This is a genomic window from Lysinibacillus sp. NPDC048646 (assembly GCF_050272295.1).
Taxonomy (GTDB): Bacteria; Bacillota; Bacilli; order Bacillales_A; family Planococcaceae; genus Lysinibacillus.
The window spans coordinates 78,809-94,468 of record NZ_JBNNLZ010000014.1 but is presented as its reverse complement, the minus strand read 5'-3'; the positions used below and the strand labels follow the sequence as shown (position 1 = coordinate 94,468).

General features: G+C 39.5%; 16 protein-coding genes and 1 other annotated feature. All 16 genes read right to left on the bottom strand.

Annotated elements, in window-relative coordinates:
- Positions 1-2: 2 nt before the first annotated feature.
- The 16 genes from rpsL to ACQKII_RS15370 all read right to left on the bottom strand — a co-directional run bounded on the left by rpsL (position 3) and on the right by ACQKII_RS15370 (position 15,657).
- The gene (rpsL, locus tag ACQKII_RS15445) at positions 3-422 is read right to left on the bottom strand and encodes a 30S ribosomal protein S12 (protein WP_010860613.1); all 420 of its coding nucleotides are present in this window, start codon (positions 420-422) and stop codon (positions 3-5) included.
- A 98-nt stretch (positions 423-520) separates the two neighbouring features.
- Positions 521-769: a ribosomal L7Ae/L30e/S12e/Gadd45 family protein gene (locus tag ACQKII_RS15440; RefSeq protein WP_427460708.1), complete on the bottom strand. Its 249-nt coding sequence runs from the start codon at positions 767-769 to the stop codon at positions 521-523.
- A 138-nt stretch (positions 770-907) separates the two neighbouring features.
- Positions 908-4,594: a DNA-directed RNA polymerase subunit beta' gene (gene rpoC / locus ACQKII_RS15435; protein ID WP_427460706.1), complete on the bottom strand. Its 3,687-nt coding sequence runs from the start codon at positions 4,592-4,594 to the stop codon at positions 908-910.
- 168 nt (positions 4,595-4,762) lie between these two features.
- Positions 4,763-8,338, bottom strand: a complete 3,576-nt coding sequence (gene rpoB, locus ACQKII_RS15430) for a DNA-directed RNA polymerase subunit beta (RefSeq protein ID WP_427460704.1) — start codon at positions 8,336-8,338, stop codon at positions 4,763-4,765.
- A gap of 241 nt (positions 8,339-8,579) precedes the next feature.
- A complete protein-coding gene (locus ACQKII_RS15425) occupies positions 8,580-9,182 on the bottom strand; it encodes a class I SAM-dependent methyltransferase (RefSeq protein ID WP_427460702.1) in 603 nt (200 codons plus the stop codon).
- A 76-nt stretch (positions 9,183-9,258) separates the two neighbouring features.
- Positions 9,259-9,618, bottom strand: coding sequence for a 50S ribosomal protein L7/L12 (gene rplL / locus ACQKII_RS15420; RefSeq protein ID WP_427460700.1), 360 nt, complete (start codon positions 9,616-9,618; stop codon positions 9,259-9,261).
- A gap of 73 nt (positions 9,619-9,691) precedes the next feature.
- Positions 9,692-10,192 (bottom strand): 50S ribosomal protein L10, encoded by a 501-nt coding sequence (rplJ, locus tag ACQKII_RS15415; protein ID WP_427460698.1) that lies wholly within the window; start codon positions 10,190-10,192, stop codon positions 9,692-9,694.
- 32 nt (positions 10,193-10,224) lie between these two features.
- Positions 10,225-10,371: a sequence feature (ribosomal protein L10 leader region), on the bottom strand.
- A 102-nt stretch (positions 10,372-10,473) separates the two neighbouring features.
- Positions 10,474-11,172 carry a 50S ribosomal protein L1 gene (gene rplA, locus ACQKII_RS15410; protein ID WP_427460696.1) on the bottom strand — a complete coding sequence of 233 codons (699 nt, stop codon included), beginning with the start codon at positions 11,170-11,172 and terminating at the stop codon, positions 10,474-10,476.
- Between the two features lie 119 nt (positions 11,173-11,291).
- The gene (gene rplK, locus ACQKII_RS15405; RefSeq protein ID WP_004233593.1) at positions 11,292-11,717 is read right to left on the bottom strand and encodes a 50S ribosomal protein L11; all 426 of its coding nucleotides are present in this window, start codon (positions 11,715-11,717) and stop codon (positions 11,292-11,294) included.
- Positions 11,718-11,952: 235 nt separating this feature from the next.
- Positions 11,953-12,486 (bottom strand): transcription termination/antitermination protein NusG, encoded by a 534-nt coding sequence (gene nusG / locus ACQKII_RS15400; RefSeq protein WP_427460694.1) that lies wholly within the window; start codon positions 12,484-12,486, stop codon positions 11,953-11,955.
- A 312-nt stretch (positions 12,487-12,798) separates the two neighbouring features.
- Entirely contained in the window at positions 12,799-12,984 is a 186-nt protein-coding gene (gene secE / locus ACQKII_RS15395; RefSeq protein WP_010860622.1) for a preprotein translocase subunit SecE, read from the bottom strand.
- A 47-nt stretch (positions 12,985-13,031) separates the two neighbouring features.
- Entirely contained in the window at positions 13,032-13,178 is a 147-nt protein-coding gene (gene rpmG, locus ACQKII_RS15390) for a 50S ribosomal protein L33 (RefSeq protein ID WP_427460692.1), read from the bottom strand.
- A 76-nt stretch (positions 13,179-13,254) separates the two neighbouring features.
- On the bottom strand, positions 13,255-13,902 hold the full coding sequence (sigH, locus tag ACQKII_RS15385; protein WP_143996799.1) for an RNA polymerase sporulation sigma factor SigH: 648 nt from the start codon (positions 13,900-13,902) through the stop codon (positions 13,255-13,257).
- A gap of 68 nt (positions 13,903-13,970) precedes the next feature.
- Entirely contained in the window at positions 13,971-14,483 is a 513-nt protein-coding gene (locus ACQKII_RS15380) for an NYN domain-containing protein (protein ID WP_427460690.1), read from the bottom strand.
- Positions 14,484-14,485: 2 nt separating this feature from the next.
- Positions 14,486-15,238, bottom strand: coding sequence for a 23S rRNA (guanosine(2251)-2'-O)-methyltransferase RlmB (gene rlmB / locus ACQKII_RS15375; protein WP_427460688.1), 753 nt, complete (start codon positions 15,236-15,238; stop codon positions 14,486-14,488).
- Entirely contained in the window at positions 15,238-15,657 is a 420-nt protein-coding gene (locus tag ACQKII_RS15370) for a Mini-ribonuclease 3 (protein ID WP_427460686.1), read from the bottom strand. Before ACQKII_RS15370 ends, rlmB begins: the two co-directional genes overlap by 1 nt.
- Positions 15,658-15,660: the final 3 nt, after the last annotated feature.

The window sequence follows — 15,660 nt, the reverse complement described above, 5'->3', positions numbered from 1 at the left end:
AATTATTTTTTTTCTTTAGGGCGTTTTGTTCCGTATTTAGAACGTGATTGTAAACGACCGTTTACACCAGCTGTATCTAAAGCTCCACGTACGATATGGTAACGAACACCCGCTAAGTCTTTTACGCGTCCGCCACGGATAAGAACAACACTGTGCTCTTGTAAGTTGTGGCCTTCACCTGGGATATAAGCTGTAACCTCAATTTGGTTAGTTAAACGTACACGAGCGTATTTACGTAACGCTGAGTTTGGTTTACGAGGTGTCATTGTACCAACACGAGTACAAACACCGCGTTTTTGTGGTGATTTAACATCAGTTAAAGATTTTTTAAATGAGTTATATCCTTTGTTTAACGCTGGTGATTTTGATTTCGTGATTTTAGATTGACGAGGCTTACGTACTAATTGGTTAATTGTAGGCATCGGTATTTCCTCCCTTCATTTATTCCTTGTTAATACCACACATCCAGGTGGTTCATTTTTTGGGTAAAAACAAAGTCTTTGTGTTTTATACACAAAAACTACTCTACAGCAATAGCAATAACCGCTGCTCCAACGTGGATTCCACAGGCCTTGCCCAGTTCCCTTTTGGACTCAACAAGAATAACTGGCACACCGACTTCTCTCGCGAAAGTAATGGCCAAATCGGTTACCCAATTGTCTGCATCAAGTGCCACAAAAAGTTCTTTCACTGAACCATCGCGCATTGCTTTTACTGCTTGCTTTGTACCTATGATTGTTTTACTAGCCCTTACTTTATCATAAGACATTTGCATATCCTCCGAAGTATAGACAGTTAACTATCAACCTTCAATATATTATCATTACCAATTCCTACTGTCAACTAATATCTTTAAAAAGTCCGAAGAGATGGGTTTTCATCATCTCTTCGGAGCTCATTTTAATAGTTATTCAGCAGAAATAGTTTCTTCTAAATCAAGCTCATCTTTTTCAATGCGGATTTGACGGTAACGTTGCATACCAGTACCTGCCGGAACAAGTTTACCGATAATTACGTTCTCTTTTAATCCTAGAAGTTCGTCACGTTTACCTTTAATTGCAGCATCTGTTAATACACGAGTTGTTTCTTGGAATGATGCAGCAGATAAGAACGATTCTGTTTCAAGTGAAGCTTTTGTAATACCAAGAATTACAGGGCGGCAAGTTGCAGGGTTTTTGCCGTTCATAACAGCATCTGCATTTGCTTCTGAGAATTGGTGAATGTCTAGTAATGAGCCTGGTAGTAATTCTGTATCACCAGCTTCAATTACACGTACTTTACGAAGCATTTGACGTACCATTACTTCGATATGTTTGTCTCCAATTTCTACCCCTTGCATACGGTATACTTTTTGTACTTCTTTTAACAGATACACTTGAACTGTTGAAACGTCTTTAACTTTTAATAATTGTTTTGGATCGATAGAACCTTCTGTCAATACCTGACCACGTTCTACAAAGTCGCCCTCTTGTACTTTCAGACGCGCATTGTAAGGTGCTGGGTATTTACGTGTTTCTACATCACCTTCAATTGTAATTTCTTTTAGACCTTCACGGATTTCAGTGATGTCTGACACTGTACCTGCGATATCAGAAATAACTGATTGACCTTTAGGATTACGTGCTTCAAAAATCTCTTGGATACGTGGAAGACCTTGTGTAATATCATCCCCAGCAACTCCACCTGTATGGAATGTACGCATTGTTAACTGTGTACCTGGTTCACCGATTGATTGAGCCGCAATAATACCAACTGCTTCCCCAACTTCAACCTCTTCACCTGTTGCTAAGTTCATGCCGTAACATTTTTTACATACGCCATGTTTTGTATTACATGTAAATGCAGAACGAATTGTTACTTCTTCAATACCTAACTCAGTAATGATACGAGCGATATCTTGGTCGATTAATCCGTCTTTTGCTAAAATCACTTCGCCTGTTTCTGGATGATAGATTGTTTTCTTCGTATGACGGCCAACAATACGTTCGTCTAACGCTTCAATTAACTCTGTACCTTCCATTAACGCACCAATTGTTAAACCACGGTCAGTTCCACAATCATCTTCACGAACGATAACATCTTGTGCTACGTCTACTAGACGACGAGTTAAGTAACCTGAATCGGCAGTTTTTAGGGCTGTATCGGCAAGACCTTTACGAGCACCATGCGTAGAGATGAAGTATTCCAATACTGTTAAACCTTCACGGAATGAAGATTTGATTGGAAGTTCGATGATACGACCAGCCGGGTTGGCCATCAGACCACGCATACCAGCTAACTGTGTAAAGTTAGATGCGTTACCACGGGCACCTGAGTCAGACATCATGAAGATTGGATTTGTTTTCTCAAGTGATTTCATTAGTTTTGATTGGATTTCATCTTTCGCAGCACTCCAACTAGAGATAACGCGATCATAACGCTCTTCCTCCGTGATGAAACCACGACGGAATTGTGCTTGAACTTTATCTACTTTGTCTTGTGCTATTGCTAAAATATCACCTTTATCCGGTAAAACCACGATGTCAGATACACCAACAGTAATACCAGCTCTAGTAGAATATTTGAAACCTAGATTTTTCATACGGTCAAGCATTTTAGACGTTTCTGTAATATGGAAACGTTTGAATACTTCAGCAATAATGTTCCCTAAGAACTTTTTACGGAATGGATTTACAACTGGTACTGATGCAAAGTATTTGCGAAGGACAGCTGTTCGTTGTGCCTCTATTTTTTCCTTTTCATCAAGTTCATTGTAAGCCGCATCTGCTTCAAGTTCTTTTAACGTTTCTTCATCAATTGTTAAGTTGGCGAAGTATTTTGCTGGTGTTTCTTGCTCTAAATTGAATGAAGTTGGTTCATTGATGAACGGGAATGATTCAGGCAAGATTTCGTTAAAGATTACTTTACCAACAGTTGTTAATAAGAACATATTATTTTGTTCTTCAGTAAATGTTGGATTGTTTAGAGAACTTGCTTTTATCGCAATACGTGTATGCAAGTGTACATGACCTGTATCATACGCGATTAGCACTTCATTTGGTCCATAGAAAATTGAACCTTCACCACGAGAATCTTCACGCTCAAGTGTTAGATAATAGTTACCTAATACCATATCTTGAGACGGTGTTACAACTGGTTTACCGTCTTTCGGGTTCAGGATATTTTGTGCAGCAAGCATTAGAAGACGAGCTTCTGCCTGTGCTTCTGCTGATAAAGGAACGTGAACCGCCATTTGGTCACCATCGAAGTCAGCGTTATAAGCTGTACATACTAATGGGTGAAGACGAATGGCACGCCCTTCAACTAATGTTGGTTCAAACGCTTGGATACCAAGACGGTGAAGCGTCGGTGCACGGTTAAGTAATACCGGATGCTCACGAATTACGTCTTCTAAAACGTCCCATACATCGTTGTTTAAACGTTCAATTTTACGCTTAGCAGATTTAATGTTATGTGCAAGACCACGTTCTACTAACTCTTTCATTACGAAAGGTTTAAATAGCTCAATTGCCATTTCTTTTGGTAGACCACATTGATACATTTTTAAGTTTGGACCTACTACGATAACCGAACGACCAGAGTAGTCAACTCGTTTACCAAGTAAGTTTTGACGGAAACGACCTTGTTTACCTTTCAGCATGTGTGAAAGTGATTTTAACGGACGGTTACCTGGACCTGTTACCGGACGACCACGACGACCGTTATCGATTAATGCATCGACAGCTTCTTGTAACATACGTTTTTCGTTTTGAACGATGATGCTTGGTGCACCAAGGTCTAGTAAACGTTTTAAACGGTTGTTACGGTTGATCACACGACGGTAAAGATCATTTAAGTCAGATGTTGCAAAACGACCACCGTCTAATTGCACCATTGGACGAAGCTCTGGTGGAATAACTGGTAGTACATCTAAAATCATCCACTCAGGAGAGTTACCTGAGTTACGGAACGATTCTACAACTTCAAGACGTTTAATCGCACGTGTACGACGTTGACCCTGTGCAGATTTCAACTCTTCTTTTAAAGAATATGTTTCATCTTCAAGATCAATTTTAGCAAGAAGCTTTTTGATTGCTTCTGCACCCATCGCTGCTTCAAATGTGCTTCCGAATTTTTCACGGTATGCACGGTACTCTTTTTCAGAAAGTAATTGCTTGCTTTCTAAGTTTGTAGCACCTGGTTCAATCACAACGTAAGATGCGAAGTAAATCACTTCTTCTAAAGCACGTGGAGACATATCTAAGATAAGACCCATACGGCTTGGAATACCTTTGAAGTACCAAATGTGAGAAACCGGGGCTGCTAATTCGATGTGCCCCATACGTTCACGACGAACTTTTGCACGTGTTACTTCAACACCACAACGGTCACAAACAACGCCTTTATAACGAACACGTTTGTATTTACCACAGTGACATTCCCAGTCTTTGGTTGGACCAAAAATACGTTCACAGAATAAACCATCTTTTTCTGGTTTTAATGTACGGTAGTTAATTGTTTCAGGTTTTTTGACTTCACCGTATGACCAAGAACGAATCTTGTCAGGAGAAGCTAAACCAATTTTCATATATTCAAATTCATTAACGTCTATCAAGGAGCCTACCTCCCTTTAGTATAGGTCTTTATAAAGACTCTTTTACGCAGCTCGACAATCGTTTGCAAAAAATGTACTTCTTTGACAAAAGATTAAAAATAGATTGTTTTACAAGTAAATAAAAGCCGGACAGGGCATCAAATCCTGCCCGGCTCTGAATAGTGTTAATTATTCAAATGACTCCACTGGCTCTTCTTCTTTATCTGGCTGTGGTGCAATGTTAAGTGCATCAGCTGGTTGAAGATCTTCTTCTTCGTCTAAATCGCGAAGCTCTACTTCTTCATCATTGATCGTTAGCATTTTCACATCCATACCAAGAGATTGAAGTTCTTTGATCAATACTTTGAATGATTCTGGAACACCTGGCTCTGGTACACTTTCACCTTTAACGATGGCTTCGTATGTTTTCACACGACCAACCACGTCATCGGATTTAACTGTTAAGATTTCTTGAAGTGTGTACGCGGCACCATATGCTTCAAGTGCCCATACCTCCATCTCACCAAAGCGTTGTCCACCGAACTGTGCTTTACCACCAAGTGGTTGTTGCGTAACAAGTGAGTAAGGACCAGTTGAACGAGCGTGAAGTTTATCATCAACCATGTGCGCAAGTTTGATCATGTACATAATACCAACAGATACACGGTTATCAAATGGCTCACCTGAACGTCCATCATACAGGATTGTTTTACCATCACGATTCATCCCTGCTTCTTCCATTGTTTCCCAAACATCTTCCTCGTTGGCACCATCAAATACTGGTGTTGCCATATGAATACCTAAGTAACGAGAAGCCATACCTAAATGTAGCTCTAAAACTTGTCCGATATTCATACGAGAAGGTACGCCTAGTGGGTTTAACATGATATCTACAGGAGTGCCGTCTGGCATAAATGGCATATCCTCTTCCGGTAAAATACGAGAGATAACCCCTTTGTTACCATGACGTCCGGCCATTTTGTCCCCAACGCGAATCTTACGTTTTTGAACAATGTAAGCACGAACTAATTGGTTAACACCTGGTGGTAACTCATCGCCATCTTCACGGTTAAATACTTTCACGTCAAGAATAATACCACCCGCACCATGTGGTACGCGTAATGAAGTATCACGAACTTCACGTGCTTTTTCACCAAAGATTGCGTGTAATAAACGTTCTTCAGCAGTTAATTCTGTAACCCCTTTAGGCGTTACTTTACCAACAAGAATATCACCGTCACGAACTTCCGCACCAATACGGATGATTCCACGTTCGTCTAAGTTACGAAGTGCATCTTCTCCGACGTTTGGAATATCGCGTGTAATCTCTTCAGGTCCTAATTTTGTATCGCGAGACTCTGATTCGTATTCTTCAATATGAACTGAAGTATACACATCGTCTTTTACAAGGCGTTCACTCATGATAACAGCATCCTCATAGTTGTAGCCGTTCCAAGTCATGAATGCAACAAGAACGTTACGACCAAGAGCTAGTTCACCTTTTTCCATAGATGGACCGTCTGCTAAAATATCACGAGGTTTCACACGTTCGCCAACTTTTACAAGTGGACGTTGGTTATATGAAGTACCTTGATTTGAACGAATGAATTTTTGTAATTTATATTTCGTTAAATCGCCTTTAACCTCTTTACCGTCAATTGTTTCAATACGGCGTATGCGGATTGAGCGAGCTTCAACATGCTCTACAATACCATCATATTTCGCTACAACTGCCGCACCAGAGTCACGAGCATCTACGTGTTCCATTCCAGTACCAACGAATGGTGCTTCTGGATTTAATAGAGGAACCGCTTGACGTTGCATGTTGGCACCCATAAGCGCACGGTTAGAGTCATCGTTTTCTAAGAATGGGATACACGCTGTCGCAGCAGAAACTACTTGTTTAGGAGATACGTCCATGTAGTCCATTTGTGACTTATTAAATACTGTATTATCTCCACGGAAACGACCTACTATTTCGTCATTTGTAAATGTACCATCTGGGTTTAATAACGAGTTCGCTTGTGCTACGTAGTAGTTATCTTCTTCGTCAGCTGTTAAATAATCGATTTGGTCCGTTACTTTACCAGTTTCATGGTCAATACGACGATAAGGTGTTTCAATGAATCCAAATTTATTTACTTTGGCAAATGAAGATAGTGAGTTGATTAACCCAATGTTTGGACCCTCTGGTGTCTCGATTGGACACATACGACCATAGTGAGAGTAATGAACGTCACGTACTTCGAAGCCTGCACGCTCACGTGTTAAACCACCCGGTCCTAATGCAGATAGACGACGTTTATGCGTTAACTCTGCTAATGGATTTGTTTGGTCCATGAATTGAGATAATTGAGAGCTACCAAAGAACTCTTTAATAGACGCAATAACAGGACGAATATTGATTAATTGTTGTGGTACGATGGCAGCTGTGTCGTTAATAGACATACGCTCACGTACTACACGTTCCATACGAGATAAACCGATACGGAATTGGTTTTGTAATAGTTCACCAACAGAGCGTAGACGACGGTTACCTAAATGGTCAATATCATCTGTTGCTCCTACTTGGTAAAGTAGGTTGAAGAAGTAACTTACTGAAGAAAGCACGTCAGCAGGTGTAACGTTTTTTACTTCTTCATCAATGTACGCATTACTAATTACATTGATTTCTTTTTGTGCTTCATCTTTTGGCGCATAAATTTTAATAGATTGGATTGTTACATCATCCTCAAGTACACCACCGACTTGTGATAAAGTGCGGTAGCCAATACCTTTTGAAGAATCCTCTAGGTACGGTAAGATTTTATCTAATGTACGACGATCAAGCACTGTACCTTTTTCTACTAAAATTTCGCCTGTTTCTGGATCTACAAGCGTCTCTGCAATCGTTTGGTTGAATAAACGATTTTTTATATGAAGCTTTTTATTCATTTTGTAACGACCAACATTCGCTAAATCATAGCGTTTTGCGTCGAAGAAACGAGAGTATAATAAGCTCTTTGCACTTTCGACTGTTGGTGGTTCGCCAGGACGTAAACGCTCATAGATTTCTAAAAGTGCTTTTTCTGTACTTTCAGAGTTATCTTTTTCAAGCGTATTACGTAAATACTCGTTATCACCGATAATATCGATAATTTCTTGATCTGAACCGAAACCTAATGCACGAAGTAACACTGTCGCTGGTAGTTTACGTGTACGGTCAATGCGCACGTATACTACGTCCTTTGCGTCAGTTTCATATTCTAACCAAGCACCGCGATTCGGAATAACTGTAGCTCCGAAGCCTTTTTTACCGTTTTTATCAGTTTTATCATGAAAATACACACTTGGTGAACGAACTAATTGTGAAACGATAACGCGTTCAGCACCATTGATAATGAACGTACCTGTTTCTGTCATTAGTGGGAAATCACCCATGAATACATCTTGTTCTTTCACTTCGTCTGTTTCTTTGTTGTAAAGACGTACTTTCACACGTAATGGAGCCGCGTAAGTAACATCTCGCTCTTTACACTCATCCACATCATACTTAGGATCACCTAATGTATAATCGATGAATTCTAATGAAAGATTACCTGTAAAGTCCTCGATCGGCGAAATGTCACGGAACATTTCACGTAAACCTTCTTCAAGGAACCACTCGTAAGACGCCGTTTGAATCTCAATCAGATTTGGAAGCTCAAGCACCTCTTTAATACGCGCAAAGCTTCTACGCTGGCGGTGTTGTCCGTACTGAACTAGTTGACCTGTCAACTCATTCACCCCTCAATAAAGCGATATTAGGTCTTTGCAAAATCCTACAAATAGTGTATGATTTCGAAAGACAAAAAGAAAACGAGTCTTCAAAAAGATCTCATTTTCGGTTAACTAAACTTATCTTGGCAAGTATACCCACATAAAACCAATCTTATACAAAAGGGCACACGACCTCAAAATAATATTTTTGCATTGTATCATATTATCATAGCCATTTTGTCAAGTCAATATTTTATACATATTTCATTTATTTTTTTGCACGTATGATCCAGTATCCTTTTTTCTTCTCGACAACATCGACTTCTAAAAATTTCTCTTCTAAGTAACTTATCGTTGATGGAGCACCCTGCTTCTTCTGAATCACTACCCACAGTTCTCCAGATGTCACTAGCTTATCGTAAGCACCATCGTAAAAACGGAAAATTGTATCTTTTCCTGCACGAATTGGAGGGTTGGTTAAAATAGCCGCAGCCTTCGCATCATTATCCACCATCGATAGTCCGTCACTTACAAATATTCGTACATTTTGAACTCCGTTTACTTGCGCATTTTTTTGCGAAAGCGCAACTGCACGTTCGTTAATATCCATCATAAAAATAGTCCGTTCCGGATTTGCTTTGGCAATAGACAATCCAATTGGTCCATACCCACAACCCACATCAAAAACCGCACCGTCAATTTCAGGCATTTCAAATGTGTCAATTAATACACGGGATCCAAAATCTACTTCGCTTTTACTAAATACACCCGCATCCGTTTCAAAAGAAAACGTATGCCCAAGTAACTTAAATGTCCAGTGACGTGGTTTACTCTCAGTTTGAGGTTTACTCGTATAATAGTGATCCGACATTTACATGCCTCCTCAGAATGAAGAAAAAGCTCGCCACAAATGACGAGCTTTCTTTTTGTATGAAAGTAATACGAGATTACTTAACTTCTACAGATGCGCCAACTTCTTCAAGTTTAGCTTTGATTTGTTCAGCTTCATCTTTAGAAATGCCTTCTTTAAGAGCTTTAGGAGCGTTATCTACAACTTCTTTAGCTTCTTTAAGACCTAAACCAGTGATTTCACGAACCGCTTTGATTACTTTAATTTTTTCTGCACCAGCAGATGCTAATACTACGTCGAATTCTGTTTTTTCTTCAGCTGCAGCAGCACCGCCAGCAACTACTGCTACTGGAGCAGCAGCTGTTACACCGAATTCTTCTTCAATAGCTTTTACTAAATCGTTTAATTCAAGAACTGTCATAGCTTTGATAGCTTCTAAAATTTGCTCTTTGTTCATTTTAATTTCCTCCTAATTGGATAATGTTTTAGTTTTTTGCGGTCAAGCCGCGGAAGTTATGCTACGTAAGAAATTACGCGCCTTGTTCTTCTTTTTGTTCTGCAACAGCTTTTGTTGCAAGTGCGAAGTTGCGCACTGGAGCTTGAAGTACAGATAAAAGCATTGAAAGAAGACCTTCGCGTGATGGAAGTTCTGCAAGTGCTTTAACATCTTCAACAGAAGAGATTGTACCTTCAATAATACCTGCTTTAATTTCTAAAGCTTCGTTTTTCTTAGCGAACTCGTTGATGATTTTAGCAGGAGCTACAACATCTTCAGTTGAGAACGCGATTGCGTTAGGACCAGTTAATACTTCGTTGATTCCTTCAACGCCAGCAGCTTCAGCAGCACGACGAGTTAAAGTGTTTTTGTAAACTTTGAACTCAACGCCAGCTTCACGAAGTTGTTTACGAAGTTCAGTTACTTGTGTAACGTTAAGACCACGATAATCCACTACTACTACAGAAGCAGCGCTTTGGAATTTTTCAGTGATTTCTTGCACTTGTGATTGTTTGTTTTCGATTGCTTTGTTCATGATGACACCTCCTATTAGAATGGGTCATTTATACCGACAAAAGAAAAGCCTCTGAGTCATATAGACACAGAGGCTGAAAGTCATCATCTTTAAAATAAGAATCCGAATTCCGATGTCCTCGGTAGGATCATTAAGTGACAAGTCACTCCTACTGTCTACGGTACAAATGGATGATTCACAACAGCACCCATCTTACCAAAGATAAGGATTGCTGTCAACCGTTATATCAAATAATATTCAAACGTGCTTTGGAAGCAACGGTTGAATAAATATAGAAGATATTATTTTACTACTACGCTAGCAGCGTCGACTTTAACAGCTGGACCCATTGTAGTTGTAACGTTTACAGATTTCATGTAAGTACCTTTAGATGCAGCAGGTTTTGCTTTTTGAACAACGTCAAATACAGTTAAGAAGTTTTCTACAAGTTTTTCTGTAGAGAAAGATGCTTTCCCGATTGGCGCGTGGATGATACCAGCTTTATCAGCACGGTATTCAACTTTACCAGCTTTAATTTCAGCGATAGCTTTCGTTACATCGAAAGTAACTGTACCAGTTTTAGGGTTTGGCATTAAACCTTTAGGTCCTAATACACGACCAAGCTTACCAACTTCACCCATCATGTCAGGAGTTGCAACGATTACATCGAAATCGAACCAACCTTGTTGGATTTTTTGGATGTATTCTGCATCGCCTACATAATCAGCACCAGCTGCTTCTGCCTCTTTAAGTTTTTCACCTTTAGCGAATACTAATACGCGTTGAGTTTTACCAGTACCGTTTGGAAGCACTACTGCGCCACGGATTTGTTGGTCATTTTTACGAGTATCGATTCCTAAACGGAAAGCGACTTCTACAGTAGCGTCGAAGTTTACTGTGCTAGTTTTTTGAGCAAGTTCAATTGCTTCTTGTGCGCCGTATACTGTGTTACGGTCGATTAATTTCGCTGCATCTTGCATTTTTTTACCTTTTTTAGCCATTATATAATTCCTCCTTGATTGTGGTTATAGCGGATTTTACCTCCCACGAATAAAGGTTGCGCGTTCACAAAGAAACTCCGCAACCTTCCAAAAACAAATACATCATCAAGTAACTGGGATTAGTCTTCGATAACAATACCCATGCTTCGTGCAGTACCTTCAACCATTAACATAGCAGCTTCTACTGAAGCAGCGTTAAGGTCTGGCATTTTAGTTTCAGCGATTTCGCGAACTTTATCACGTTTAACCGTCGCCACTTTTTTACGATTTGGTTCACCTGATCCAGATTGGATACCAGCTGCTACTTTAAGTAAAACTGCTGCAGGTGGAGTTTTTGTAATGAAAGTAAATGAACGGTCCTCGAATACTGAAATTTCTACTGGAATAATAAGACCAGCTTGATCTGCAGTACGCGCATTGAATTCTTTACAGAATCCCATGATGTTCACACCCGCTTGACCTAATGCAGGACCAACCGGCGGAGCTGGGTTTGCTTTACCAGCAGGGATTTGAAGTTTAACAACTTTAATAACTTTTTTAGCCACGAGACACACCTCCTTAAGTCCGTGATGTGGTAATTGGGTTGCCCCTCCCACTCAATATCTGTCTGTCAGCTAATTGCCGATAACATTAAAATTATCATTGCAGACGTCAAACCAAAGTATGACAGTCTGACCTTTGAAATGATACCACTTTTATTTTTTTTAAGCAAGTAGTAATTAACAAAATCTGCGACATATGCCACAGGTTCAGTTCATTCCGTTATTAACTACCCAGTAGTTATAATTTTTTTATTTGCTCAAAATCTAGTTCCATTATTGTTTCGCGACCAAACATATCGACAGATACTTTCACTTTTCCTTTTTCAGTGTCAATTTCTTCAACACGTCCTTGGAAGTGCGCAAAAGGTCCCTCTAATACTTCAACTGCCTCACCTACAGAAATATCGATTTCTACAACTTTATCAGTCATACCCATTTGTTGTAGTAGACGATCTGCTTCCTCTGGTAATAAAGGTGTTGGTTTTGCACCGCCACCTGAAGAACCGATAAAGCCTGTTACACCCGGCGTATTACGCACAACATACCAAGAATCATCTGTCATGATTAGTTCTACTAGAACATAACCCGGAAAAACCTTGCGCATCATTGTACGCTTTTTCCCATCCTTCATTTCTGTTTCTTCATGTTCTGGAACAATGACACGGAAGATTTTGTCTTGCATGCCCATTGTTTCAACACGTTTCTCTAGGTTTGCTTTTACACGGTTCTCATACCCTGAATACGTATGAACAACATACCAATTTTTCTCCATAACTACTAGGACTACTCGTCCGTCCCTCCCTTACAAATAAAAGTGAAAATGATTGTGTTATGCTAATTGCACTCTTTACTCTTTTCACAATATCCCCATTAGAAAAACATAGCTTTCGCTAATAGCAAGCGAAAGCTCGATGATATATACCTTAATAAGTATAGTCATCTAATCTACCCCAATTAATAGCGAGTAGCACACTTATCATAATGAGAACATTTTACTGCCGTTTACTTCATAAAACAAACGAAAAAACCCGTTATAGTAATGGACGGGCTATTTTCAAAAGTATTAACATGCTCTTTTACTAAATTATAACTCTAAGTACCAGCGGAATAATGATGAAATGCCTAAGTCTACTAACACAAAAAATAAAGCCATAATTACTACAGTCGAAATTACGACTACTGTATATTTCGTCAGTTCTTTACTTTTTGGCCAGCTTGTTTTTCTCATTTCCGACATTACGTCGCTGAAAAATCCTTTAATCTTGCCCATTCTAGCCTAACCTCCGAATCAATCGTATCTGTCTATTTATAAATCATTTATCGCGTTTGTTTATGCACTGTATGTTCATTGCAATGCGAGCAAAATTTCTTTAATTCGAGGCGTACAGTCGATCCTTCCTTAGCAGGAAGCGTGTAATTTCTCGAGCCGCATTTATCACAATTAAGCACGACTTTCTTTGCCATTTAATCACCTTTTCGGCACTTTGTCTTTTAAAGACTAACACCTATATTTGTCAATGTCAACACGGGTAGGCACCCTCTATAATATTTCTTCTAGAACTAGATGTCGCTCTAATTTTCGCTTTACTCGTTGCAATGCATTGTCTATAGACTTCACATGGCGATTCAATTTTGCAGAAATTTCATGGTAGGATTGTCCGTCTAAGTAAAGAGCTAAAACTTGTAGCTCCAACTCACTTAAAATCTCACCCATCTTTTCTTCTAAATAACCAAACTCTTCTCTATGAATCATTAACTCTTCTGGATCATCCATAATAGCACCTGTTAGCACATCCATCAGGGTGCGGTCTGATTCTTCGTCAAAAATTGGCTTGTCCAAAGAAACATAGGAATTAAGTGGAATATGCTTTTGTCTTGTTGCCGTTTTAATCGCCGTAATAATTTGTCTTGTAATACACAATTCTGCAAAAGCGCGAAAAGAGGCAAGTTTATCCCCTTTAAAATCACGAATCGCTTTATATAAGCCAATCATGCCTTCTTGCACAATATCTTCTTTATCCGCACCAATTAAAAAATAAGATCTCGCCTTTGCCCTTACTAACAAACGGTATTTTGTAATTAAAAAATCCAACGCATCTGTATTACCTTGATGCACCATTTCAATAAGTTCTTCATCATTGAATCGTTCAAAATCTTGTGTCACTTGTACAATACTATTTTTAAACATGGTATCACCTCAGCTACAACAGATAATTAGGAACAGTATAACGGAATTGGAAAATACGCGTCAATCAATCATTTTAAACCGCGACGCCATTTTTCGAAGGCCAATGCAACATCTGGCTTTAATTCTATACGAGAAGGCGGCTTGCTATCTTGCTTACGTTTTACATCATGAGAAATTTTATGTTGAATAATCCCCATATCAATCTCAAGCTCCCTTGCCGATTTACGAAGAGCACCATTACCAAAAATCACATTTTGCTCTGCCATATCGGAGGTTGCTACATGAATCTGTACATGTCTTGCTTTTAATTCCTGTGTCATCTTTTCAATACGCTCATCTGCTGTTTCATTTTTCCGTGTATAAATGATTTCGATATCGTTTTCTATATACGATTGCTCCACACCTGGTACAAGATGCGCGTCAAAAACGACAATCACTCGCCACCCCATAGCTGCCTTATATTCAGCCATAAGTTCAATCAATCGCTTACGTGCATCCTCAAAATTTGTGTCACGTAATGGACGTAGCTCTTTCCAGGCACCAATCATATTATATCCGTCGACAAGCAAAATGTTTTTCATCGTCAGTCATTCGCTTCTTGACGTTTACGGTACACTTCGTACATTAAAAGCGCAGCGGCTACAGAAGCATTTAATGATGTGACATGCCCAACCATCGGCAAATGATATAAAAAGTCACATTTCTCTTTTAATAAGCGACCCATTCCTTTCCCTTCACTACCAATAATGATAGCAAGTGGTAATGTCGCATCCATTTTACGATAATCTACAGAGCCTTTCGCGTCTGTACCCGCAATCCATACGCCGCGATCTTTTAACTCATCAACCGTTTGCGCAAGGTTATTAACTCGCACAACAGGTACATGTTCAATGGCACCCGTTGAAGCTTTTGCAACAACAGCTGTCAAACTGACTGAGCGGCGCTTAGGAATAATAATACCATGCACACCAATTGCATCTGCAGTTCGCATAATAGAGCCTAAGTTATGCGGGTCTTCTAATTCATCTAAAATTAAGAAAAATGGATCCTCTTGTTTTTTTTCTGCTGCTAAGAATAAGTCGTCTAGTTCAGCATAACTATATGCGGCAACAGAAGCAACAATTCCTTGGTGATTTGCATCTGATAATTGATCTACCTTTTTTTTCGGTACAAATTGAACTATGATTCCACGTTCATGCGCTAAATCTAGTAGTTCACCTACTCCAGATTTTTTTACACCTTCTGCAATCCATACCTTATTCATATCGCGGCCTGAACGAAGTGCTTCTAACACTGGGTTTTTACCGGCAATAATTTCACCATTTTGTTCTGCCATTATTTCGACACTCCTTTTGATTCCTCGATTATTTGAATAGCGTATGCAATGATTTCATCTACGCGTTCTATTTCATGTAATAAATAGAGACTACCAAGCACAGCCTCAAAGCCTGAGCTATTACGGTATGTTTGTACATCTGTATTTTTTGGCACAGAGCCAGATTTAGCATTGCGCCCTCGACGGAACACAGCCAATTCCTGCTCTGTTAAAAAGTTTTCATCCATCATGCGATGCACAATCATAGACTGTGCCTTCGCAGATACATAATGCGTTGCTTCTTTGTGAAGTGTATTTGGTTTTACGCGACCCGCACGCAGTAAATGCTCACGAATCTGCTGTTCTAAAACCGCATCTCCCATATATGCGAGGGCTAATGCATTTAATTGCTTCACATCTTCATTTCGGAGTTTATCCAAGTT